23 protein-coding genes are annotated in these 22,958 nt (G+C 35.9%); 7 read left to right on the top strand and 16 right to left on the bottom strand.

Going from position 1 to position 22,958, the window contains the following annotated elements; all coding sequences use genetic code 11:
• Window positions 1-137 precede the first annotated feature (137 nt).
• The 4 genes from ACIQXJ_RS20320 to ACIQXJ_RS20305 form a co-directional block, all read right to left on the bottom strand.
• Complete coding sequence (locus ACIQXJ_RS20320) at window positions 138-830, bottom strand: alpha/beta hydrolase (RefSeq protein WP_403057003.1); 693 nt, start codon at window positions 828-830, stop codon at window positions 138-140.
• A 171-nt stretch (window positions 831-1,001) separates the two neighbouring features.
• Window positions 1,002-2,369, bottom strand: a complete 1,368-nt coding sequence (locus ACIQXJ_RS20315) for a UDP-N-acetylmuramoyl-tripeptide--D-alanyl-D-alanine ligase (protein ID WP_403057000.1) — start codon at window positions 2,367-2,369, stop codon at window positions 1,002-1,004.
• 11 nt (window positions 2,370-2,380) lie between these two features.
• Entirely contained in the window at window positions 2,381-3,460 is a 1,080-nt protein-coding gene (locus ACIQXJ_RS20310) for a D-alanine--D-alanine ligase (protein WP_403056997.1), read from the bottom strand.
• A gap of 202 nt (window positions 3,461-3,662) precedes the next feature.
• A complete protein-coding gene (locus tag ACIQXJ_RS20305) occupies window positions 3,663-4,415 on the bottom strand; it encodes a hypothetical protein (RefSeq protein ID WP_403056994.1) in 753 nt (250 codons plus the stop codon).
• 172 nt (window positions 4,416-4,587) lie between these two features.
• On the opposite strand from ACIQXJ_RS20305, the gene ACIQXJ_RS20300 reads away from it, so the two are divergent.
• Window positions 4,588-5,775 (top strand): FtsW/RodA/SpoVE family cell cycle protein, encoded by a 1,188-nt coding sequence (locus tag ACIQXJ_RS20300; RefSeq protein ID WP_340822040.1) that lies wholly within the window; start codon window positions 4,588-4,590, stop codon window positions 5,773-5,775.
• A gap of 69 nt (window positions 5,776-5,844) precedes the next feature.
• Here ACIQXJ_RS20300 and ACIQXJ_RS20295 read toward each other — a convergent pair whose 3' ends face one another.
• Window positions 5,845-5,982 carry an Lmo0850 family protein gene (locus ACIQXJ_RS20295; protein ID WP_004232019.1) on the bottom strand — a complete coding sequence of 46 codons (138 nt, stop codon included), beginning with the start codon at window positions 5,980-5,982 and terminating at the stop codon, window positions 5,845-5,847.
• Window positions 5,983-6,460: 478 nt separating this feature from the next.
• Between ACIQXJ_RS20295 and ACIQXJ_RS20290 the strand changes: the two genes are divergently transcribed.
• From ACIQXJ_RS20290 to cls, 3 genes are all read left to right on the top strand, one after another.
• Window positions 6,461-7,621, top strand: coding sequence for an MFS transporter (locus ACIQXJ_RS20290; RefSeq protein ID WP_401012987.1), 1,161 nt, complete (start codon window positions 6,461-6,463; stop codon window positions 7,619-7,621).
• 97 nt (window positions 7,622-7,718) lie between these two features.
• Window positions 7,719-8,516, top strand: a complete 798-nt coding sequence (locus ACIQXJ_RS20285; RefSeq protein WP_403056991.1) for a YwqG family protein — start codon at window positions 7,719-7,721, stop codon at window positions 8,514-8,516.
• Between the two features lie 295 nt (window positions 8,517-8,811).
• Entirely contained in the window at window positions 8,812-10,269 is a 1,458-nt protein-coding gene (gene cls, locus ACIQXJ_RS20280; RefSeq protein WP_403056988.1) for a cardiolipin synthase, read from the top strand.
• Between the two features lie 313 nt (window positions 10,270-10,582).
• Here cls and ACIQXJ_RS20275 read toward each other — a convergent pair whose 3' ends face one another.
• From ACIQXJ_RS20275 to ACIQXJ_RS20260, 4 genes are all read right to left on the bottom strand, one after another.
• The gene (locus ACIQXJ_RS20275; RefSeq protein ID WP_403056985.1) at window positions 10,583-11,353 is read right to left on the bottom strand and encodes a M15 family metallopeptidase; all 771 of its coding nucleotides are present in this window, start codon (window positions 11,351-11,353) and stop codon (window positions 10,583-10,585) included.
• Window positions 11,354-11,697: 344 nt separating this feature from the next.
• Window positions 11,698-11,946 carry a hypothetical protein gene (locus ACIQXJ_RS20270; protein ID WP_340822033.1) on the bottom strand — a complete coding sequence of 83 codons (249 nt, stop codon included), beginning with the start codon at window positions 11,944-11,946 and terminating at the stop codon, window positions 11,698-11,700.
• 56 nt (window positions 11,947-12,002) lie between these two features.
• A complete protein-coding gene (yidC, locus tag ACIQXJ_RS20265; protein WP_402890953.1) occupies window positions 12,003-12,764 on the bottom strand; it encodes a membrane protein insertase YidC in 762 nt (253 codons plus the stop codon).
• 228 nt (window positions 12,765-12,992) lie between these two features.
• Window positions 12,993-13,787 (bottom strand): helix-turn-helix transcriptional regulator, encoded by a 795-nt coding sequence (locus tag ACIQXJ_RS20260; protein WP_173479406.1) that lies wholly within the window; start codon window positions 13,785-13,787, stop codon window positions 12,993-12,995.
• 504 nt (window positions 13,788-14,291) lie between these two features.
• Between ACIQXJ_RS20260 and ACIQXJ_RS20255 the strand changes: the two genes are divergently transcribed.
• The 3 genes from ACIQXJ_RS20255 (at window position 14,292) to ACIQXJ_RS20245 (ending at window position 18,018) form a co-directional block, all read left to right on the top strand.
• Entirely contained in the window at window positions 14,292-14,942 is a 651-nt protein-coding gene (locus ACIQXJ_RS20255; protein WP_173479405.1) for a LytTR family DNA-binding domain-containing protein, read from the top strand.
• 297 nt (window positions 14,943-15,239) lie between these two features.
• Entirely contained in the window at window positions 15,240-16,760 is a 1,521-nt protein-coding gene (gene scpC / locus ACIQXJ_RS20250; RefSeq protein WP_403056982.1) for a succinyl-CoA:acetate CoA-transferase ScpC, read from the top strand.
• A gap of 106 nt (window positions 16,761-16,866) precedes the next feature.
• A complete protein-coding gene (locus ACIQXJ_RS20245) occupies window positions 16,867-18,018 on the top strand; it encodes an MFS transporter (RefSeq protein WP_403056979.1) in 1,152 nt (383 codons plus the stop codon).
• 204 nt (window positions 18,019-18,222) lie between these two features.
• Here the strand turns inward: ACIQXJ_RS20245 and ACIQXJ_RS20240 are convergent, their stop codons facing one another.
• From ACIQXJ_RS20240 to ACIQXJ_RS20210, 7 genes are all read right to left on the bottom strand, one after another.
• Window positions 18,223-18,534: a hypothetical protein gene (locus ACIQXJ_RS20240; protein ID WP_340822027.1), complete on the bottom strand. Its 312-nt coding sequence runs from the start codon at window positions 18,532-18,534 to the stop codon at window positions 18,223-18,225.
• A gap of 75 nt (window positions 18,535-18,609) precedes the next feature.
• Window positions 18,610-19,059: a GNAT family N-acetyltransferase gene (locus ACIQXJ_RS20235; RefSeq protein ID WP_403056976.1), complete on the bottom strand. Its 450-nt coding sequence runs from the start codon at window positions 19,057-19,059 to the stop codon at window positions 18,610-18,612.
• A gap of 328 nt (window positions 19,060-19,387) precedes the next feature.
• Entirely contained in the window at window positions 19,388-19,669 is a 282-nt protein-coding gene (locus tag ACIQXJ_RS20230) for a GNAT family N-acetyltransferase (protein WP_403056974.1), read from the bottom strand.
• A gap of 193 nt (window positions 19,670-19,862) precedes the next feature.
• Window positions 19,863-20,777, bottom strand: a complete 915-nt coding sequence (locus tag ACIQXJ_RS20225; RefSeq protein ID WP_403056971.1) for a DUF1002 domain-containing protein — start codon at window positions 20,775-20,777, stop codon at window positions 19,863-19,865.
• 133 nt (window positions 20,778-20,910) lie between these two features.
• The gene (locus ACIQXJ_RS20220) at window positions 20,911-21,768 is read right to left on the bottom strand and encodes a CvfB family protein (protein ID WP_403056969.1); all 858 of its coding nucleotides are present in this window, start codon (window positions 21,766-21,768) and stop codon (window positions 20,911-20,913) included.
• 181 nt (window positions 21,769-21,949) lie between these two features.
• A complete protein-coding gene (gene mntR, locus ACIQXJ_RS20215; protein WP_173479397.1) occupies window positions 21,950-22,369 on the bottom strand; it encodes a transcriptional regulator MntR in 420 nt (139 codons plus the stop codon).
• 140 nt (window positions 22,370-22,509) lie between these two features.
• Complete coding sequence (locus tag ACIQXJ_RS20210) at window positions 22,510-22,788, bottom strand: late competence development ComFB family protein (protein WP_403056966.1); 279 nt, start codon at window positions 22,786-22,788, stop codon at window positions 22,510-22,512.
• Window positions 22,789-22,958 lie beyond the last annotated feature (170 nt).

Here is a 22,958-nt window from a genome sequence, read left to right as displayed (position 1 = left end):
GTTATGTTCAAAAAAAAGTACTCTTCAACCAAATTATGAAGAGTCTTCGCACAAAATGTATCCATTGCTTACACTAGTCTATCATGGTAATCAACCGTATGCAACGATAACGCATGAGTCGTAATAATCTGACTACTTTATTGCTCCTTTAAAAACGCTAAAACCTTCGCAAACCAGTCAAAACAATCTTCACAATAACAAATATGGTGTTTACCATTGTCAGAAAAATACAACTTTTTATTTATTGAGGCTAGTTCGTCAAATAAAAATTTGGCGGTATGATACGGCACAATACCATCTAATTTCCCTTGAATAATATAAACGGGCACTTTAATATCTTGATAATACGGTGCAACCTTTTGAACCAGTTTCATGAATTCAATCGTTGCTGATAATGGCACATGATTAAACTTATGGCGATATCTCAAATACAGCTCATTATTAGAAAGATTTCGATGGTATGCCTCAGTCGCTAGCATTTTAAAATCCTTTACAAGTTGCTTAGGACTTACATATTTAGCTGCCGCACTAAGCAGTACGAGCTTCTTTACTTTATAACGCTTTGCTAAATAGAGTGCGATAATCCCACCCATTGAAAAGCCAACGACAATTATTTCATCCACCTTTTTGGAAAGCGCTCGAAAAGCCAACTCTGCATCCATTAACCAATGCAGTGCTGTAAAACCTTTCATGTTTAAATCTTCCCCATGTCCTGATAAAGTAGGCGTCACGATTAACCAATCTGTATTAGCACGTAAATAAGTTGTAAACGGCTCTACTTCGTAAGCGCCACCTGAAAATCCATGTAAACATAAAACACCTATTGCCATTCCTCTCACCTCTAAAAAGTGGACGTTATACGCGCAACATAGCCCGACATAAAGGCATCCTATATTGCCTTTTTTCAATAAAAGGCAAAAATCCGCATATGATGTCTATTGCAGCCAAAGCGGATTTTTACCCTATAGGTACTATTTATTATACTTACACTCGCTCGTAAATTATGAAGTAAATGCTTGTAAAATCGTTTCTAGCTTCATGCCTCGTGAACCTTTTAATAAAACGATGGATTGCTCCGTTGCCTGTTGAAGCTTTGCAATAATAGGTGCAAAATCATCCTGCACATATAGTAAATGATCAGCATTAAAACGGTCTTTTAACACTTCATATAAATATGCCATACGCGGACCATATAAGCACACGTAGTCAATTTCGCCTTCATGAATAGCTAGTGATAAGTCCTCATGGAAGCTTTGTTCATTAGCTCCAAGTTCGAGCATATCACCTAAGACAAGCCACTTTTCTGGTCGAATCGTTGTTGTTGCAATAAACTGAATGGCAGCCTTTACAGATGTAGGTGCAGCATTGTATGCATCATTAATAAATAATGCACCTTGATTGCCTTGTACTTGTTGCATGCGCATATCAGTTAAAGTTACACCTTTTAATGATTCGCGAATTTGTTCATCATTTAATCCTAGTTTTTGTGCGATAAGCATTGCAATCAATGTGTTTTTCACCTGATGCTTACCAAGAACCGAGATAAAGAATTCACCTTCAATTGCACCATGTGTTGTAAAGCTACTTCCATTGGCAGTTGCTTCAATATTTTCAGCATATAACAAATCGCCTGGTTCTAAACCAAATGCCTTCGCATTTAAATTTTGCTCTTTTGCAACGAGTTCTTTTAACAATGGTTCGTCACCGTCATAAAAAAGAACACCATTATCCTGCATACCTTGAATAATTTCAAATTTCGCCTTGGCAATGCCTGCACGAGAGCCTAAATCTTGCATATGCGCCTCACCTATATTTGTTATAACTGTCATATGAGGTCGAGCTAATTTTGTTAAAAATTCTATCTCACCAAAACCACTCATGCCCATTTCAAGTACTGCCACTTCTGTATCCTCATCAAGCTGTAAAATCGTAATCGGTAAACCAAGTTGGTTATTAAAATTACCAATCGTTTTTTGCACTTTAAAAAAAGGAGCAAGCGTACCTGCTAAAATATCCTTCGTTGAAGTTTTACCATTCGACCCTGTAATACCAATAAAAGTCGCTTTATGCTCATGGCGATAAGCACGTGCCATTTGCTGTAAGGCTTGCTCTGGATCTTCAACAAACAATAATGGAACACCCTTCGGTGGATTCGGTTCATCTTTTTGCCAAAGCGAAGCACCTGCGCCTTTTTCAAAAGCTTGTAGAACGAACTTATGACCATTTGCCATTTCACCACGAAATGGTACAAATAAATCTCCTTGATTGATTGTTCTTGTATCAATAGATATACCAGTTACAACCGTCTCTCCGAAAGCCGGCTCCTCATCATTCAACCATGCTGCTAATTGCTTTAATGTCTTTTTCACAATAATCCCACTCAGTCTTTTTTATAGTGAAGCTGTTGTTTTTCTTCATAACGCTCAAGTGCAAGCGCAATCAGACGATTAATAAGCTCTGGATAGCTTACATTTGTGTGTTGCCAAAGAAGTGGATACATACTAACAGGTGTAAAACCTGGCATTGTATTTACTTCATTAATATAAATGTCATGATTTGCTGTGACAAAGAAGTCTGCACGTACTAAACCGCTTCCATCTAAAATTTTAAACGCGCTTTTTGCATGTTCTTTTAAGCTTGTCACAACATCTGTAGGAAGCTCTGCAGGAATAATGAGCGCTGTTGAGCCGTCCTTATATTTCGAGTCATAATCATAAAATTCAGTCATAGGTTTTATTTCACCTGGTACTGAAACTTCTGGAAAATCATTGCCCAATACAGCCAATTCAATTTCACGAGCTACAATTCCTTGCTCTACTACAATTTTACGGTCGAATTGTAAAGCCACTTCGATTGCTTTAATAAGCTCTTGACGATTTGAAGCCTTACTAATACCAACACTTGAACCTAAATTGGCAGGCTTCACAAACATTGGCCAAGTCAATTTTTCTTCACAGCGTGTTAAAATAGCTTCCTGCTCGCTAGCCCATTCACTGCGAATGAAGTACGTATATGGCACTTGTGGTAAACCCGCAATTTCAAACAATTGCTTCATAATTACTTTATCCATACCTGCTGATGACGCCAATACACCATTTCCGACATACGGAAGATTCAATACTTCAAGTAGGCCCTGTACAGTTCCATCTTCCCCATTTGTTCCATGAAGTAAAGGGAAAATAACATCAAATTGTACCGCTGTCCCATTTTTATCAATTAAAAATGCTGTAATATTATTTTCTAAAATAATAGCTTCATCACCAAATTGTAATTCTTCAATCGAATTTGCAGGTTTTTCTAAACGCTCCCCGCGTCGCCATTCCCCATCTTGTGTAATGTAAATCGGATATATCTCATACTCCTCGAAATTCAAAGCTCCAGTGACCGCACACGCTGTCGACAATGACACTTCATGCTCCGCTGATTTTCCGCCGTATAATAAACCGATTCTTTTTTTCATTTTTGTGCCCTCCACATACTTCTTCAGTATTATTAGTTTATCACGAAACGTCTTGACAAATGACATAAAAATCTCACCGTTAAAATTACGGTGAGATTTGAGTGCCTTATTCATTCAAAAGTTGGTCGCCCAAGTAAATGACATACAATCACTCCCTTGGGTTCCCTTCATATTTGGCTGGTGGAATACCTGCTAAATAGAGCTAAATAATTTGAATCAATTCATCGTGTTCGTTTTTCAAAATTGTATTTAAATCATCCCAGACCTCATCTGGGAAGGAATAATCTGATAAGTTACGAATTTCTATACCATATGCTGCTTTCGGCTTCTCGATGCGATACAGTGATAACAATGCACCATCCTTAGCAAAAGAACGATAAGCTCTTAAAAATTCCGGTGTAATACAAGGGATACTCGACTTTACTTTACGTCTCCAAAAACCCGTGCTTCGCTCTTTCTCTCGAATTAAAGAATTAATGACATTTGCAACTAGTAAATCAGAATCACTTAAATGGCGAAAATAAATTTTTGTCATTTTCTCTACATCTGAAGAACAATAAACAAACCGATTTTGCAATTTATTAAAAAATGGTGATGTAATCGGTTCTTTTTTATGGCTAATGTAAAGCAGTTCTCCCTGCTCCATCGCAGTCAGCTGATCTAGCCTCTTTTCATCCATAAAATCTATCCAACACAATTCTTTTGACTCTGTAGCCTTTTTTACAAAATGAGGAACCTCCTCATCAGGTACATAATCAAACTGTGTATGCATATTAAATGATCCATCTTCATAGGAATGCTTAAGTAAAAGTAAGTGATGCAGTGGATCTAAAGCAGCCACAAATTGCGAGAGCTTAAGCCCGCTAAAAATAACAAATTTATCGACATCGTTCATATGAACATATATATGATACATAAAATCTTCAGCTGACTTTAATTTCTTAGCCACATCCATCACCCCATTCTTCACTTCATTATAAAACTAATCATCATTTTTTGAAACATTTTATGCTATTTGTCGTCAGAACAATATACTCAGGCGTAAAATTGTTTTTTGCGTTATAATGTTAATGTTCAACATGCGTATATACGCATCTCTTTAAACTATTTTATTTTAGGTGGCTTTTATGGAAAATAAACGAAATTTCGTGAACCGTTTTGACTGGACGCTCGCTTTTATACTTTTCACTTTTCTTGTCATTAGTTTGTTAGCTATTGCATCTGCGCAAACTTCTGGACAATACGGTATCAACTACGTGCCAAAGCAGTTACAGTGGTATGTAATTGGTGCAGTTATTATCGGTGTCATTATGTTTTTCGAACCCGATCAATATAAAAAAATGGCTTGGTATATGTATGGAGCTGGGATCGCCCTTTTAGTATTACTTATTTTCATGCCGGAAGGAAAAGGTCAGATTGGTGAGCCTGTAAATGGAGCAAAAAGCTGGTTCCATACACCACTCGGCAATATCCAGCCCTCCGAATTTATGAAAACTTTTTATATTTTAGCACTTGCCCGACTTATTAGTAAGCATCACGAAGTCTATTCTTTAAGATCCATAAAATCCGACTTCATTTTACTAGGCAAAATCGCTATAACGTTGATTATACCACTTGGTATTATTATGAAACAGCCAGACCTTGGTTCTGCACTTGTTTTCTTTGCGATTACTGCAGCACTCGTTATTGTAGCGGGAATTTCCTGGAAGATTATATTACCTACTTTTTTAGGTGGCGCAGCGATCGGAGGAAGTCTCCTTTGGATGGCGCTTTATATGCAGGACTTTTTAGAAAAAACATTTGGATTTAAAGCTTACCAGTTTGCCAGAATTTATTCTTGGCTAGATCCTTATTCTTATTCATCTAGTGATGGCTACCATTTAATCACTTCATTAAACGCCATAGGTTCGGGTGAAATTTTCGGTAAAGGTTTCCGTGGTCGCGAAGTGTACGTAGCAGAAAATCATACGGACTTCATATTTACTGTCATTGGTGAGGAATGGGGATTTATTGGCGCAAGTATCGTCATCTGTATTTTCTTTTTGTTAATCTATCATTTAACGAAAACAACACTATTGTTAAAAGATCCTTTTTCAACTTATGTATGTGCAGGAATTATTGCTATGATTACGTTCCACGTATTCGAAAATATCGGTATGACAATTCAATTACTACCAATTACAGGTATTCCGCTTCCGTTCATTAGTTATGGAGGAAGTTCATTAATGGGGAATGCACTTGCCATCGGACTGGTCTTTAGCATGCGTTTCCATTATCGTACTTACATGTTTACAACATATGATGAAGATGATTAAAAACTTGAATAAAAAAAGAATGGATAGTCTTATTTTCAAAGACTATCCATTCTTTTTTTGTAAAACGAGTTAAGCTTGAACTTGCGGAGTTTGCGTTGGTGGTGTGAGCACTTTTAAAAGTTCAAGTCGAGACTTCGTTACAGTGGCAGTCACACCCAACTTCGATAAATTCGAAACAATCTTTTTCAAATCTACTTCCTTTGTCATACATTCCACCTCAATCTTTCCTCGATTTTATATAACGTTTTATTTCCAAAAAAGTTTCAATTTTCTATGTTATAGATGTCAGACAAGTTTATCTTTATCTATCATACCATTTAACTCGCCTTTAATATTTTTCAATTTTGTTACAATGTAAATTATGTTTAATGACCAATTTTTACGGCAAAAAATAAACTGATTTGATATAACTATATTCTTTACATATCTCACTGCTTCTATTCGTAGTTCCTCATTTTTTTTGACATTCAATATGGATATTTGGACACCTGTTAAAACCTCTACCAATGGAGGGAATGGAAGAAGAAATAAATATTGTGGAATAACCGCTAAGCGAAATAAAAATCAATCTAAAAAATCTTTTTACAGTTCCCAATAAAATGCTTTACCTACGTTTCCTTGTAATAGCAAGAACAAGAGAGGTAGAATATACATACTGAAATATTGTAAGAAAGCAGGAAATTAAATGATAAAACCAATTTTACTCTTAATGTCAGTACAATTTCTCGTCTACTTAGGCTTCGGAATTATTATTCCAGTCTTACCAGAAGTCATCGTGCAACACGACTGGCAAAACATTCATGTAGGCGGATTACTGACAGTGTATTCACTTGCAAGTTTTTTTACTGCACCACTTTGGGGAAAGCTATCCGATAAAGTCGGACGAAAGCAGCTTATTTTAACGGGATTGGTTGGATTCAGTCTCAGCTTCGTTATCTTTTCAATGTTTATTGATAATTTAACGATGCTATACGTATCACGTTTAGTTGGCGGCTTATTCTCAGGTGCACTGTATACTGCGGTAACAGGCTTTATCGGTGACATGTCGAGCGAGGAAGATCGTAATAAATACATGGGTTTAATGGGCATGTCCATCGGTCTAGGTTTTATCTTCGGTCCTGCAATTGGTGGCATGCTAGGTCATTATAGCTTGCAACTACCATTTATCGCATCAGCAGTTTTAATTGCGCTATTATTTATTTATGCAATTTTCGTCTTAAAAGAACCAGAAAAACGAAAAGATGTAACAAAACGAGCAATTGTACCAAAAGGTGTTGGCAAAATGCTTCAATACCGAGTTCGTTATTTATTTATGTTCTCTTTTTTAGTCACTTTTATGCTCGCAGGAGTAGAAGCAACATTCCAGCTTTTCCAAATTGATCGCATTCAAATAACACCATTGCAAATTGGTTATTTATTTATGTTTAGTGGTTTTGTGGATGCAGCAATACAAGGCGGTGTTGTTCGTCGTATTAAAAATGGTACGGAAACTTCTTGGCTTATTGGAGCTCAAATCGTTACTGCACTTGGTATGCTTTTATTTACTTTAACAGGCAATCTATTGATGGCAGGATTTGCTCTTTGCGTATTCACAGCTGGAAATGCCCTTGCAAGAACATGCGTTGTATCACTATCCTCCAAAGAATCTGGTGGCCAATACGGAACAGCAGCAGGTCTTTCTTATTCTATGGACAATTTAGGACGTATTCTCGGTCCTCTATTCTTCACATGGTTATTCACAATGGAATCGAATCTTGGCTACTACATTGCTGCAGCAATCGCCATTATCTCAATTAGTTTAATATTTATTTATAAAGCATCAAATAAAACTTTACGCCTTGAATAATTTACTTACAAAATGTCGTACCTTATAGTAACAGACGTTTTTGATTGTGTTAGTTAAAGACATCAATGTTTGAAAGTGTAAACTCGGAGGGCACTGCATGAACAAAACGATAAATTTATCACTACCTAAAGAGCTCTACCCATTACGTTCTGAAATTGAAGATTCGCTTCTTCCAGCGATTATTATTTCGCCATCTAAACGAGCAACTTCATTAACAGAAAGTAAATTTGCCGGTGAACCTTATTTACCATATTATCAAACAGTTCCAAAAGACATTACTGGTGAATCTATGCGTTTATTAGCTCAAATAAATTTTGCAGAAATACCGCTCATACAAGGTTTCCCTACACAAGGTATTTTACAATTTTTTATATCATCTAATATTTTTGCCAATGCAGCGCATTATAAAGAAGACATTTTCCAACAGTTTTATAAGGTACGATTTTACCCGACAGTAGAATCCAAAATAACGATGCCAACACAAAATAACCTATCCCAATTCTCAAATGATTGGTTTCCTATTAATGAGGAATTAGCATTACAATTCCACTACACGCAAGAGCCTGTTTCTGCATTAGATTATCGTGCTGTGCATCATTTACCTAGCCTAATAGCAACACTAAATTATGATGTTAATTTGTATGAAATTTATTTACAGCATTTTTTAGGAGCGGGGGCGAAGATAGGTGGATATGCATATTTTTTAGAAGAGGACATTCGACATGCGTCTCAACTTTTACAAAGATATGATGTACTTTTACTACAAATTGATTCTAATGATGAGTTCGGTATTATGTGGGCGGATAGTGGCGTTGGGAAGTTTTTTATCAATCGTGAAAAGCTTCTACAACAAGATTTTTCCGATATACTATTTCAATGGGAATGTTATTCATAAGCTAGTAAGATGCCCCCTTCTCTTTTGAGGGGCTTATCTACAGTAGTCAAACCGGCAAGCCATACCACAGGGGAGGCTTGCCGGTTTTACGTTATAGTTTGCCCACTGTCCATCCAGCACGAATTTAAGCATCGTTTATTTATACACTTTCATTTATAGAAGCGCTACGGATTACCTCTTCCTATTTTGGGGTAATCTTTTCTATGGTGACAACAAATAGCGGACTCTTCTTTCTTTCCACCCGAAAAGTAAGCTATACTAAGTATTATATGAAAAATAGTAGAGGGGTGCAGGAATGAGCATTTTTACAGATGTAGAATATCTAGTACCTTTAGTATTAATCTTTAACATCTTATCAGCGATGACCATAATTTTTTTAGAGCGTAAAGATGCCACTTCTACATGGGCATGGATTCTTGTCCTATTTTTCTTGCCATTAGTTGGATTTATTTTATATTTACTAGTCGGCAGGCAACTGCGGAAGAAACATTTGTTTCGTTGGGAAGGGCGCAAGGATATTGGGATTGATAATCTGATTAGCTATCAAATTGATACGATTCGAGATGATACATTTGAGTTCCGTATTGAAAATGCTGAAAATTATAAAGAGATGATTTACATGCATTTAAAAACGAATAATTCCGTATTAACACAAGACAACCATATTTCTATTTTCGATGATGGGGCAGACAAATTTGAACAGCTTATAAAAGATATCGAAGCAGCAAAAGATCATATCCACATTCAATATTATATCTTTCGTTTAGACAATTTAGGTACGCGTCTCGTCGACGCAATGATTAAAAAGGCAAAACAAGGAGTTAAAGTGAGGCTCTTGTACGATGAAATGGGCTCACGTAATGTTAAAAGAAGACATTTCAAAGAACTTCTTGAAGCGGGCGGTGAGGTTGAAGTGTTCTTCCCTTCAATATTCCCACTACTTAATCCACGTCTGAATTTCAGAAATCACCGTAAAATCGTAGTAATTGATGGTCGTATTGGTTATATTGGAGGCTTTAATGTAGGAGATGAATACCTTGGACTTCAAAAGAAATTTGGCTATTGGAGAGATACACATTTACGTATCGAAGGTAGTGCCGTCCATCCGTTGCAAACACGCTTTCTGCTAGATTGGAATCAAGCTTGTGCACAGCAAAAAATGGGCTATTCGGATCGCTACTTCCCTGCTATTCCGAAAAAAGGTAATGTAGGCTTACAAATTGTTTCGAGCGGGCCAGACTCTGAGTGGGAACAAATTAAAATTGGTTATTTAAAGCTTATTAATATGGCGAAGAGATATATTTATATTCAAACCCCTTATTTCATTCCAGATGTCAGCTTTTTAGACGCCATTAAAATTGCTACGCTTTCAGGTATTGATGTTCGTATAATGATTCCAAATAAACCGGACCACATGTTTGTTTATTGGGCTACATACTCTTATGTGGGGCAATTACTGCGCGCTGGGGCAAAAGTTTATATTTATGAAAAAGGATTTATTCATGCTAAAGCCATTATTATCGACGACGAGGCTTCTACAGTCGGAACTGCCAATATCGATGTACGAAGTTTCAGTTTAAACTTCGAAGTAAATGCTTTTATTTATGATTCAACGATTTCACATCAGTTAGCGGAGCTATTTGAAAAAGATATTTTTGACTGCACAGAATTAACTTGGGAAATGTATCAAAATCGTTCGAACATGATAAAGTTTAAGGAATCTATTTCACGTTTACTAACACCAGTATTGTAGCTACTTAATTATGTTCAATAGATGCAGAGACAAAAGAAAAAAGTGTTAGATTGACTTCAATCAATCTAACACTTTTTCTATATTGTTGATTTCCGCTACGGTGCTTTTAAACAATCCTCCCATATTTTATGGATAATAAAACAGGATTCCCTTTCAACACGGTCAGTTGATTGGAGAGGAAGTCGGGCGACTCCTGCGGGAACGGACGCATAGTAAGACGCAACAGACCGCGCTTTACGAGGGTTGCGGCTTTCGGTGTGCCCGCGGAAAGCGCCCTCCTGTAGTGGAAATCAACGATAGTAGTCTTCTACTTTTATTTCACGCCTAAATATTCTTCTAAAGTTAGGTTTTGTTCTTTAATTTTTTTCGCAATGTCGACTCCAACGTAACGGTAATGCCATGATTCATACATGTAACCTGTAATGTGTTCTTTGTTTTGAGGGAATCGTAAAATGAAACCAAATTGCGAAGCATTATCAAATAACCATTGCCCAGCTGGAGTTTCTCCAAATTCCTCAGTCAGCCATAAATCATCTTTGCCAACTTCACCAATATCAAATGCTAAGCCTGTTTGATGCTCAGAAAAACCTGGTCGCGCACTATAGCGGTCTGCTGCAGCCTGACCATCACGTTTAACATAGTTGTTATACAACGTTGTTTGATATTCGTATGAACGATATCCACTAAACGCTACTAAGTTAAAACCCTGTTGCTTCGCTTCTGCTATCATCTTATTTAACGCTTGACGAGCCTCTGGACTTTCACCAGGAGCAAATGTTGATGGTAGTGGATATCTTTTATTTGCTAATAAAATACCATCAATATAAGTAGGCTCTGTTGGGATAGTTTGATTTGGGTAATAGCCGTTTTCATCCGGCTGTTCTTGAGGCTCAGGTGTATTATCAGGTGTTTTTGGTTGCTCTTTTGTTGGCTCATCTTCTTTGCCTTTTTGTGCTACTGGTTGTTCCTCATCAGATGCTACATTTACTTGGCTATTTTTATAGTTTATAACTACAAAAATAGAAACGATCAATGCCACTGAAATAACAGCGCCAATAATAAGTGGTAAACGACTTTTTTTCACTTTTTTTGCCCCTTTTGTACAGATACAGGGTTGCTAAACTACCAGACAGGTCGTTTCATCGGGAGTTTGAGCAACCCTAAGACCTTTAATCAATTACGCCTCGGCGTAATGGCGTTCAGATTTTTTTCGAGCCTGCTCGAAAAGCAAATCTAAAAAATCTGTGACATCCGCCGGGACTTTTAACTTGGTTCAGCAAGGGTTTGAACTCCCATAGATTTCACTCAATATTCGGCATTCATCCCCCACTTATTGAAGTGGAGTCTTCTGCTGAAGCAAGTTAAAACATTTTATTTTGATAGTTTTATTTTATCACTGTTCACATTTTTAAGTGAAACTTTTCACTATTATTCTGTAAAAATGATAATAAGAACAACAATTGAAGCTATAGAGAAAAAGATAGACATATACTTCATCCATTTTGCCTCTTTTATATATCCCTGCTCTTTAAAGCTTTTCGCTCTGAAACCATTAGACATGGCAAACATTATTGTCATCGCTAGTACAGCAAAATTGAAGTTTCCTAAAATGATGCATACAATTGCCGCGATACTAAAAATTGCCACAAGAATTGATGATATCCATTTTGTGTTCATTCTGTTTTCCTCCTAAAAAAAATCGAGGCTACACAAGCGCCTCGACATAATTTCTTTTATGATTTTGCTTTTTCGGGATGCTCCGAATAATATTTTCTACCAATATATGTTTGAAGAATTAATAATGCACCGCTGACAGACCAGTAAAGAGGTAGAGCTGCCATAGAGGACATAGAAATAAAGACAATCATAATTGGCGAAATGTAAATAAACATTTTCATTTGCTTTTTTTGTTGCTCAGGTACAGTCCATAAAGATACACGTGCTTGTACTAAATAAACAATCCCTGCAATAATTGTCATAACAATGTCTGGTGAACCTAAGCTAAACCATAAAAACTCATGTGATTTCACATCGGCAGAATATAAAATTGAGAAGTAAAGCCCCATAATGATTGGCATTTGAATTAACATTGGTAAACAACCCATATTCAATGGATTCACACCGTGTTTTGAGTACAATGCCATCATTTCTTGTTGATATTGCATTTGTTCTTCTTTTGTCTTTGCTTCCTTCATTTTTTTCTGAACGGCTTCCATTTCAGGTTTGAAGGCATCCATTTTCGATTTCATCAATTGTTGCTGACGATAGTTTTTCAACATAATCGGCATTAAGACTAAACGGATAAGGACCGTAATGGCGATAATCGCTAAACCATAGCTACCTGAAAAAATATCATTTCCGAAAAACTCCAGTAAAAATTCCATAGGTTTTACAAAAACACTATAGAAAAAGCCTTCTTTGTTCTCAACTGCTTGACAGCCGCTTAATACAAAAACAACAAGACCAAGCATTGATAATAGCTTCAAATTTTTCATTTTTCCACCTACTATTATTTTTCAACTAATGTGAAGTATACCTTATAAAGACTACCTTTATCAAATAGCAAGCGCTACTTATCAATTCTTCCTAGGTGTTATTGTAAGCTTGGAACTATGGCGATCATTTCATACAAAAAAGATGCGCGCTTTAGCATCGCTAATACGATCGCATCTTACAGTATGTTTTTATCTTTAGCGCCAGTCATTCAATGTCCAAGATTAAAATTATACGTTTTGCATCTCAGTCTCGTTCATTTCAAAACGGTAAAATTCATGGTGTAACTCATCACGGAAATGCTTAGGTGTTACACCTGTGTATTTTTTAAAAATACGTGTAAAGTAGCTCTGATTACAAAAATGGAATTGGTCTGAGATTGACGTAATGCTTTTATTTGTATGTCGTAAGTAATATTGTGATTCTTCTACTCGACGAACATTTAAATATTCAACCAATGTTATGCCCACATGTTCTCTAAAAATCCGTGATAAGTGACTAGTACTAATATGGAAGTTATTCGCGATACTTTCTACTGTCAGATCATTTTCTAACTCATCATTTATATACATAATCACTTTGTTGACTGTCTGATGACGGAAAGTCGGTTGTTTTCTATCTGCGATAAAATAAACAAAGAAATCAATTAAATCATCAGCAAATTGCAAAAATTCAGCGTCTTTCATTTGGTTTTCAATCATATCATTACAAGCAATATTAAAAGCAAAGGCTTTCTTTGAAGGTACTTGATTGTCTAGCAATTTACGAGCAACAATCGACGCTAACACAGAAAAATAACCTCTCACAATTTTAATGACTTGCTTGCCAAAACGTATAGAAAGAATATCAATTAATTCATGCAAAGATTTTTTTGCCTTCGCAGATTCTAAATGATAAATTTCAAATATTAACTTTGACTCAATATTAAAAAATTCTTCTACACCGACATATTGGTTAATATTATCGATTTCTTGGAAGTATCTTTTTGATATCGTTTCGGACATAGAATGTTGATGTAGTTGCATAATCTTCCCCATCTTTCCTCAGAGTGCACGAATTACCTTACAATATTTGACATCGAATTACAATTTCTAAATAAGAAAAAAGTATTTACTTATTTATCGTATGAATTGAGTCCTATTACACAATTATATATTGAATATAGCTTAAAAATAACCCATCTTAAACACCATTATTAAAAAAAATATACTTTACAGTGAATTTTACCATATTCTGCGATTTCCTTTCAACCACATTTTGCACATCATTCTAGTTCTTATTTATCATATAAAGATAGTTGAAACCTTGTAAACTTATTAATAGACATTTAAATTTTACCATATACATAATAAAATTAATTAGTAATTAATTACTCTATAATGAATATTATGTAAGCATTTATCCTGCTTTTTATTTTAGCAATCGACATATCTCTATTTTATTCCGAAATCTTCTCTATATAATTTATACGAATATGTAGTAAAATAGATGATAATACTATTTTTAAAAGTTAAAACGAGGTGCTAATAGTGGATCCAAAACAAATAGAAGAAATCATGGAGATTATTAAGGAGTTTTTCCCTGAGAATACTTCAATCGCAATTTCTGATACAAATGAATACTTGTACTACCAACCGAGCAAAAAGGTTGATTTAAAAATTAAGCCAGGTGATCCGATTAAAGAAGGTTCAGCTGCACATAAGGCTTTAAGCTATAATCAAAAAATCAGCACGTATATCGAACCTGATGTATTTGGTGTTGCTTACTATGGTATGAGTATTCCTTTAATGGAAGAAGGCGAAACAAAAGGTGCTATCACAGCCATCTTCCCGCAAAAGCCATCTGCATTTTTAACAAACTATATCACGATTAAAATCGATGATTGTTGGTATCCAATTAAGCATGATCAAGTCATTTATCTTGAAACACAGCTTCGTAAAACATTTGTTAAAACAATGGGACGAGAAGGCTATCACCGTTTAAATTTAAGTGATCTTGAGCTATTTTTAGCACCTGACTCATTTATTAGATGTCACCGTTCTTATATTGTAAACATTGATTACATTGATGAAATTCAACCAGATTCACACTCAACTTTCTTATTAATAATGAAAGATGGTACGCGTATCCCTGTTAGTCAACGTTACGCAAGTTATTTCCGTCGTTCTTTAGGCTTCTAATTTTCTCTAGTACAGCAAGTATCTCTTCTTTAAGATAGCTTGCTGTACTTTTTTATTTAATGCTTGAAACCTCAGCTCTACAATAAAACGTTTTCTCTGTCGAAAAATCAACCTTCCGCTCGTTTTTTCTTTGTTTACTTAATTTAATGCTAATTATAAAGTTTTTGTGACAAATTGGTGATAGTATTAATCAAATGGTTGGAGTCATACTACAACTGAATAAACAGAAAATTCATACAGGTTTTTTCTAGTTTTGTAATCGGTTTCCATCAAAATGATTTAGGGGAGGATTTTTTTATGGATGCAAATATTCAAAAACGCCTAGGTTTAAAAGAACTTGAAAGTAAAATTGTTACTGCTGAAGCAGCAGCAGCACTTATTTCTAACGGTGATGTAGTTGGTATGAGTGGTTTTACTCGTGCTGGGGATGCAAAAGTAGTTCCAATGGCATTAGTTGAGCGTGCAAAAAATGAAGAATTTAAAATTGATGTATACACAGGTGCATCATTAGGGCCAGAAGTAGATAAATACTTAGCTGAAGCTGGTGCAATTCGTAAACGCGGACCATTCCAAGGAGACTCTGGTATCCGTAACTTAATTAACTCTGGCGATGTCCTATATGTAGACGCTCACCTTTCTCATAATGCTGAGTTAGTGCGTCAAGGAATTATCGGGCCAATTAAATATCTAATTCTTGAAGCGGTTGCTATTACAGAAGATGGTTATATTATCCCAACAAACTCTGTAGGTAACTCACCAATCTTTGCTCAATACGCAGAAAATATTATTATTGAGTTAAACATTTCTCATCCTGAAGCTTTAGTAGGTATCCATGATATTTACGTTCCTGGAGAACAAGGTAATCGTGAAGCAATTCCAATGACAGATGCTATGCAACGCATTGGTGAAATCGGTATCAAAGTTGATCCAGCTAAAATTAAAGCAATTGTTATTTCTGAAGAGCCAGATGCGCCTTCATTAATCGTACCACCAGATGAAGAAACACAAACAATGGCTAACATTCTATTAGACTTCTTCCGTGATGAAATTAAAGCGGGTCGTTTAACAAAACAATTAATGCCATTACAATCTGGCGTAGGTTCTGTAGCAAATGCTGTACTTGATGGCTTTGCAGATTCTGAATTCGAAGATTTAGTAGTTGCTTCAGAAGTGCTTCAAGACGCTGTATTTAACTTAATCGACGCTGGTAAAGTTAAATTCGCAGCTGCTACTTCAATTACACTTACTGAAGAATTACAGAAAAAAGTATACGGCAATTTAGAAAAATATGCTGATAAAATTTGCTTACGTCCACAAGAAATTTCTAACCACCCTGAGCTTATCCGTCGATTGGGATTAATTTCAATCAACACTGCTCTTGAGTTAGATATCTACGGTAACGTAAACTCAACTCACGTATCAGGTACTCGTATGATGAATGGTATCGGTGGTTCGGGAGACTTCGCACGTAATGCGCGTCTTGGTATTTTCGTAACAAAATCTTATGCAAAAGGCGGAGCGATTTCTTCAATCGTACCAATGGTTTCTCACGTAGACCATACTGAGCATGATGTAGATGTAATTATCACTGAGCAAGGTATTGCTGACTTACGTGGTTTAGCACCTAAAGAACGTGTACCTTTAATTATTGAAAACTGTGCACACCCAGATTACAAAGAACAATTATGGGATTACTACAACCGTGCTATCGAAGCAACAGGTAACCATCAAACTCCTCATATTTTAGAAGAGGCTCTTTCTTGGCACGTAAACCTTGCGAAAAACAAAACAATGAAAAAAGAAATTGCTAAAGCTTAATATTATCAATTCTCGAATGTCTAATAAGTTCCACTTATTAGGCATTCTTTTTTTGTCGAAAATGGTATAATAAACCCACTATGTCGTAATTTGTAGTGGAGGAGTTATGAAAAAGTTTATCTATTTGATTATATTCTTTTCATTTTTTGACCTATTTACTCAGCTTCCTGTAATGAGTACATATGCAGAATCTTTAGGTGCATCTGCCTTTTTAACCGGCCTTGCCGTTGGTATGTATTCTCTTTCTAATACGTTCGGAAATATTATTTCTGGTTTTTTAACCGATCGTAAGGGACCCTTTATCATTTTAATTATCGGACTTTTAACAACAGGACTCTCGCTAACATTATATAACTTAGTAGAAGCACCACTTGCCTTATTAATAGTCCGTTTTATTCATGGACTAGTTGCTGGTTTTATTGTCCCTGCTGCTTTTACATTTTTAGCTAATGCTACCGAGCAAGAGAAACGGGGCAAAGGCAGTGCCATTTCCGGAGCATTTGTAGGAATTGCAGCCATTATCGGTCCAGCTTTTAGTGGTATCCTAGCAAGTCGTACTAGTGTACCTTTTGTCTTTAATATTACTGCAAGTTTTATGCTACTGTTAGGAATCCTTTCTTTCTTTTTACTTAACTCTAATAAAGTAAAAAAAGAAAAGTCTTCTTCTAAAACCTATATCCCAATTAGTGTATTTTTTAATAATGTAGGTACGTTAAAGGCTTTCACAGGCGCATTCTTTTTAATGTTTTCACAAGGTGTCATTGCCTATTTACTACCTTTAAAGGTTCAATCTTTAGGTTTTGATTCACGTTTAAGCGGTACTTTAATGAGTGCTTTCGGTATTGTTGCTGTACTTGTATTTATTTTGCCGAGTAATCGCATTTTTGATAAAGTAGCGCCCGTTAAAACATTATCGCTTGGTATTGCTTTAATGGGCTTAAGTCAAATACTAATTAGTCAGGCTGATTCGAGTACGTTACTTTATATAGCAATGGCTTGTTACGGCATTGGCTTCGGTTTATTATTCCCGTCTGTGAATTCACTACTAATTGACTCTACGACTGTTGAAATCCGTGGGAAAGCATACGGTTATTTTTATGCCTTCTTCTCATTAGGAGTAGTGTTAGGCTCCTCATTACTCGGATGGTTATCACTTGGTGTAGTCAGCGGATTCATCTTCACAGGAATTGTGTTAATCACGTTCGCTGGTGTCACCCTTATTCCCAATAAAAAGGGGCAACCCCTTAGTTCGCTATAAGCAAACTATTGGACTACCTATTTCGTAAAAGCCCACTTCGCTTCCGTGGGTGCAGTGTAAACCGCATCCCTCACAATAGCGCGGCTTGTTGCGTTTTACGTTCTGTAATGTTTGCAGGAGTCTACGTGGATTTTTAAATTCAGAATTGTTTAAGTGCCTGGCACTTTAAAAAACCTTCTCAAAGCTAAATGAGAAGGTTTTTTATTATTTTTCTTTTTCTTGTATTTCTTCATTGTAGAAATGAACACCTGTATGTCCTCCGCCTTCAGAAACCATCTCGTTTGAAGCTAGCTTTGTAGGCGCTGTCCCTGCTTCTGTTGCTACTTCAGCAGTTACACGTTCCGCAATTCTATCATCCATATTTACATTCGATGTATTCAGAAAAGATTCAAGTTTGGATTTTGCACTGTTGAACATTTCACATGCTTTATCACGGTTTTCTTTTTTACTTAAATAAGATGCTGCAAATCCTGCTAATCCAGCAAGCACAACACCTGTTCCTTTACGCTTTGCCATAATAAATCCCTCCTAAAAATAATATAGAAACTAGCCTTATACTATAGCTATTCCCTATTCGGAGAGGACTAAACATTATTTTTTTGCTTGATATAGCATATCTAAATGTGGCAAGCTATCGTAAATATACTGCTCTGAGACTTGTTGAAAGCCAAAGGAACCATAAAAATTTTTTAAGTATTCCTGTGCCTGAATAAATATTTCAGAACCTGGCCATCGCTGCTCGATTGTTTCTAATGCTAATTGAATCATTTCTTTACCTAGCCCTGTCCCACGCATCTCCTGACTAGTAATAACTCGCCCAATTGAGGCCATTTCAAATTTTTCACCTGGGGGCAATATACGCGAATATGCGCATAATTTTCCATTCTCAACATATGATATATGTATAGAGTTTTGATCATGGTTATCCAAATCCTCATAACATGTTTGTTGCTCAACAATAAAAACATTTACTCGTAGCTGAATAATTTTATACAGTTCTTCCGTCGTTAATTCATCGTACGTCTGTATTTTCCAAGACATTCGCAATCACACTCCTACTCGTTATTATCACATAATTCTAATATTTTTTCGTAATTCTTTATTATTTTGTACTTATATATGATTAGTACTGACAATATGAGGGAAATAATACAATAATACAAACGATAGGAGGATGTCTTTTATGAAAGATTTAGATTTAGTTTATGATTGGGTAGATATGGCTTCGTTAGTTGGGGGAGCAGGTTTCTTAACAGTACTTATTTACAGTGTCCTTTTTTTATAATATGTGCAATGAAAAATTTCTATATTCAACCTAAAAAGCAATCCGCATTATAGCTAGAGGCTATGTAGCAGATTGCTTTATTTTTTATTGTTTTACATCGTTATAAGCATCCGATTTTTCAAATGCCGCGACTACATATGAACAAACAGCCACCATTTTATAATTATTTTCACGAGCATAATCTGCAGCACGATCTAATAATTTTTTTGCTACCCCTTGACCACGAAGCTTATCTGAAACGTAGGTGTGATTCATGACCATTACTTGACCTTCCTGTTTCCATGTAATTTCCGCTAACTGTTCCCCATCCTGCTTATAAACAAAAGCCAGTTTGTTTTCCGTTACATTTTGTAATTGGAATTCCATTTCTCACCACTCCTTTTTTTCATAGTACCATAGCTATTTGCATTTTTACAAAAATAGTAGATATCGTTTCGTATTCACGCACTGACGGAACATCATATTGTTTATATTAAAAAAGACTGTAAACAAAGCCAAATATTTTTGACTTTGTCTACAGTCTGAAGCACTTCTACCTAATGGCAAAGCGCTCTTTCGTTTAGTTAAACCATGTTGAAATTGTATCCTTTAAATTTGCAAAGAAATTTTTTACGCTCGTCCAGAAGCCTTCATCTTCCATCAATGCTCCAAACTTCTCTTGCAATGTATTACTAATATCATTTAGTTGATCGGACCATTTACTAAAATCAATATCTAGGTTACTAATTTTGTCCATCAGGTCAACTAATAGCTGACGATCTTTTTCGCTTAAATTTACTTCTAGCTTATCTAGCTGCTCTTGAACAATTTTTTCAACATCTTCACGTGTTTCCGGCTTTACTTCAGCTATTTGTTTTTTTATTTCTGTTAGTAATTCCGCAACCTTTGCATCATCTACACCAGCAGAATCAGCTAGTTTAGTTGCTACTGATAGTTCTTCATTGGCAACGTCTGTACGGTCTATATCTAACGTTTCGCCTGTTGTTACCTCATAGGCTTTATAAATACCTACAAGCGCAGAGTGGCCTGTTACAGGCTTTGGTGCTGCTACTTGAACCGTTGCATCCTCAATACCCGCTGTCAGCATTGCATTTGCATACATTTCTGAAGTTACTTGTGTAATGTTTGATGGTGTGACAATTTCGATAACTAAGCCTTTTCCAGCATCCTTACGCGTAATTTTTGCAGAAGAATACATACGTGAGCTTGAATTACTATCTTTAATGTATTTAGCTAAGTCATTCCCTGATACTGTTATTTCCTCAACTTCAGGATCTTCATTTACTTTTAACGATTTTTTTACAGATTCTTTTTCGGCTTCAGATAGGTTTGCACCATATACGACAATTGGTACACCTAATTTTTCATCGATTGCTTTCGGTGGTGTATTGTCTGCTGCAAATCCCGTTGTTGGTGCCAGCACACCAAATACTAGCATCGTTGCTACTAGTATTTTCCCCCATATTTTTTTCAAATTGTGTGACCCCTTTCGCTAGAAAAATCATTTAGCCTGTATAATGTATGTCATTATACAATTATTAGTACGAAAAAATGACGAGAAGGTTTCAGGCATGGTTCTCGTCATTTCTATAAATATTTTAAAGAAATTAAATTTCTTCTGTCCAGCCATTTTGCTGTTTCACTTTACCAGCCTTCATAAGTGTACCGAGTGCACGTTTAAATGCTGCTTTACTCATATTAAACATTTCTTTAATTTCATCTGGTGAAGACTTATCACTAAATGGCATTTTACCACCGACATCTTGCAAGTAGCTTAAAATTTGCTGTGCATCTCCTGTGATGCGCTCGTGTTTTCGAGGTAAAAGAGACCCATTCATTGAGCCATCATCTTTTATATCAATAATACGTACCTCTACATCTTGTCCAAGACGTGGTTCCTCATAGCGTTCTGTTTCATGCACGAAAATACGATATGGTTGATCTACCCCTAGTAAAAATGTGCCTACAGGTAATAAACGATATGGACGAGCTGTAATATTTTTATTGTGCATATCTTCAAATGCACCTTCAAATAGCTCCAAAATCTTTTCTTCCGTTACTAAACGACCAAATAAATCTCCATTTCGATCTGTTCGTAATGTCATAAATACATGGTCACCTGGTTCTGGCCATACTTCTTTAACAGCAGGTAAATCCTCTGCTTTAACAAGCACTTCACGCGAAGTACCAATATCTACAAAAGCACCTTCATGCTCTACAACACGAAGAACTCGAGCCCAGCCGTATTCGCCCTGTGCAAATGCTGGAATAGCAGTAGTAGCTGCTAAATCGCCACGTCGATCCGCAAATAAAAACACTTCAAGACGATCCCCTACAGCTAGTGGTTCTGTTACCTCAGAAGCATTTAATGGCAGTTCAACTACCCCATTTGTTAAGATCCATTTCGATGCTTGTTGCTCTAACACTGTTAAAGTAACAACTTCACCTGATTTTAATTCGTTCATAATGTCTTCCTTTCCTTCATACCATCAATTTCGCAAAATATATAATTCCGTACCTAAATGCTTATACTTCAAAGCAACGAGCACAAGTTTACCCAATATTGGTCATATAAGCATCGTCTCTAACATGGAGATTAAATTCTCCTTAGCAGTCGAAGTAACCGCCAAAGATGAATGTGTTATCTTATAGATTGTGCTGTTTTCTTGATGCTTCTAGTTTTTTCGCGATGTCTGGATTTTCTTCCATTACTTGCACAAGTTCCGCAATACGATCAATTGAATTCCAACTCAAATGATGCTCAATTCCTTCTACATCATTGTAAATACGCTCTTCATCTACACCAATGATTCGCAAAAATTGTTCTAGCAGTTCATGTCGCTGCACAAGACGTTTCCCAAGTTGTTCTCCTCTTGGCGTCAATGTAAGTCCACGATATTTTTCATAAACTAAATAACCGTCTTTATCTAATTTTTGAACCATCTTAGTAACAGAAGAAGGAAGAACAGATAATGCTTCAGCAATGTCAGACACTCGAGCATAACCTTTATTAGCGATCAATAAATATATTTGTTCGATGTGGTCCTCCATACTAGGTGTTGGCATATCTTATTCCCTCTCTTTCCTATTCTTACTCTCTAGTTTACTACAAGCTTGCCTTAAAAGTTAACTGAAAATACATATCCAAGATAAACACTTTTTTGAAACATAAAAAAAGCCTACTTCACGATAGAAGTGGGCTCTTTTTAATGTCGAGGATACTTATTTACCACATGTAATGCATGAATAATTTCTCTGTTAATCAACTCGATATTTTCAGGAGTATTCAACGCTTTAAATGCTTCATCTCGCGCTTCCATAGATGTAACATACTTACTAGCCAAAGCATTTAATGCAAGTGCCACTGTATCAAATTCGCAGTTTTGACATTTACAAAATGTTTGATATTCTGGTCCCCGAAGTAGAAAACTTACTAAACCACGCACAATTTCCTCTGTAACATTTACCAAAATAGGTTCTGACATATAAAACTTTCGCCTCATTTATAATGTATTGTTACATTTTTCCTTCATTAATAATAACGTGAATTTTAACACTTTTCAAGAATCGCTAGTAGCATCTATACAACAATAATAAATAAATATTGGAACGATTATTTACCTACAGAGAAAAATCGCGCACATCCTTATACCTA

The sequence above is a fragment of the Lysinibacillus sp. NPDC097868 genome (genome assembly GCF_044761135.1).
GTDB lineage: Bacteria > Bacillota > Bacilli > Bacillales_A > Planococcaceae > Lysinibacillus.
The sequence above is the reverse complement of the archived record's forward strand: the minus strand, read 5'-3'. Positions and strand labels throughout refer to the sequence as shown.

Excerpts from the sequence above, each read along its gene's own strand:
- ACIQXJ_RS20320 (WP_403057003.1), bottom strand. The coding sequence starts at position 830 with ATGGCAATAGGTGTTTTATGTTTACATGGATTTTCAGGTGGCGCTTAC.
- ACIQXJ_RS20310 (WP_403056997.1), bottom strand. The coding sequence starts at position 3,460 with ATGAAAAAAAGAATCGGTTTATTATACGGCGGAAAATCAGCGGAGCAT.
- ACIQXJ_RS20305 (WP_403056994.1), bottom strand. The coding sequence starts at position 4,415 with ATGGATGTGGCTAAGAAATTAAAGTCAGCTGAAGATTTTATGTATCAT.
- ACIQXJ_RS20300 (WP_340822040.1), top strand. The coding sequence starts at position 4,588 with ATGGAAAATAAACGAAATTTCGTGAACCGTTTTGACTGGACGCTCGCT.
- ACIQXJ_RS20295 (WP_004232019.1), bottom strand. The coding sequence starts at position 5,982 with ATGACAAAGGAAGTAGATTTGAAAAAGATTGTTTCGAATTTATCGAAG.
- ACIQXJ_RS20290 (WP_401012987.1), top strand. The coding sequence starts at position 6,461 with ATGATAAAACCAATTTTACTCTTAATGTCAGTACAATTTCTCGTCTAC.
- ACIQXJ_RS20285 (WP_403056991.1), top strand. The coding sequence starts at position 7,719 with ATGAACAAAACGATAAATTTATCACTACCTAAAGAGCTCTACCCATTA.
- cls (WP_403056988.1), top strand. The coding sequence starts at position 8,812 with ATGAGCATTTTTACAGATGTAGAATATCTAGTACCTTTAGTATTAATC.
- ACIQXJ_RS20270 (WP_340822033.1), bottom strand. The coding sequence starts at position 11,946 with ATGAACACAAAATGGATATCATCAATTCTTGTGGCAATTTTTAGTATC.
- yidC (WP_402890953.1), bottom strand. The coding sequence starts at position 12,764 with ATGAAAAATTTGAAGCTATTATCAATGCTTGGTCTTGTTGTTTTTGTA.
- ACIQXJ_RS20260 (WP_173479406.1), bottom strand. The coding sequence starts at position 13,787 with ATGCAACTACATCAACATTCTATGTCCGAAACGATATCAAAAAGATAC.
- scpC (WP_403056982.1), top strand. The coding sequence starts at position 15,240 with ATGGATGCAAATATTCAAAAACGCCTAGGTTTAAAAGAACTTGAAAGT.
- ACIQXJ_RS20245 (WP_403056979.1), top strand. The coding sequence starts at position 16,867 with ATGAAAAAGTTTATCTATTTGATTATATTCTTTTCATTTTTTGACCTA.
- ACIQXJ_RS20240 (WP_340822027.1), bottom strand. The coding sequence starts at position 18,534 with ATGGCAAAGCGTAAAGGAACAGGTGTTGTGCTTGCTGGATTAGCAGGA.
- ACIQXJ_RS20235 (WP_403056976.1), bottom strand. The coding sequence starts at position 19,059 with ATGTCTTGGAAAATACAGACGTACGATGAATTAACGACGGAAGAACTG.
- ACIQXJ_RS20230 (WP_403056974.1), bottom strand. The coding sequence starts at position 19,669 with ATGGAATTCCAATTACAAAATGTAACGGAAAACAAACTGGCTTTTGTT.
- ACIQXJ_RS20220 (WP_403056969.1), bottom strand. The coding sequence starts at position 21,768 with ATGAACGAATTAAAATCAGGTGAAGTTGTTACTTTAACAGTGTTAGAG.
- mntR (WP_173479397.1), bottom strand. The coding sequence starts at position 22,369 with ATGCCAACACCTAGTATGGAGGACCACATCGAACAAATATATTTATTG.
- ACIQXJ_RS20210 (WP_403056966.1), bottom strand. The coding sequence starts at position 22,788 with ATGTCAGAACCTATTTTGGTAAATGTTACAGAGGAAATTGTGCGTGGT.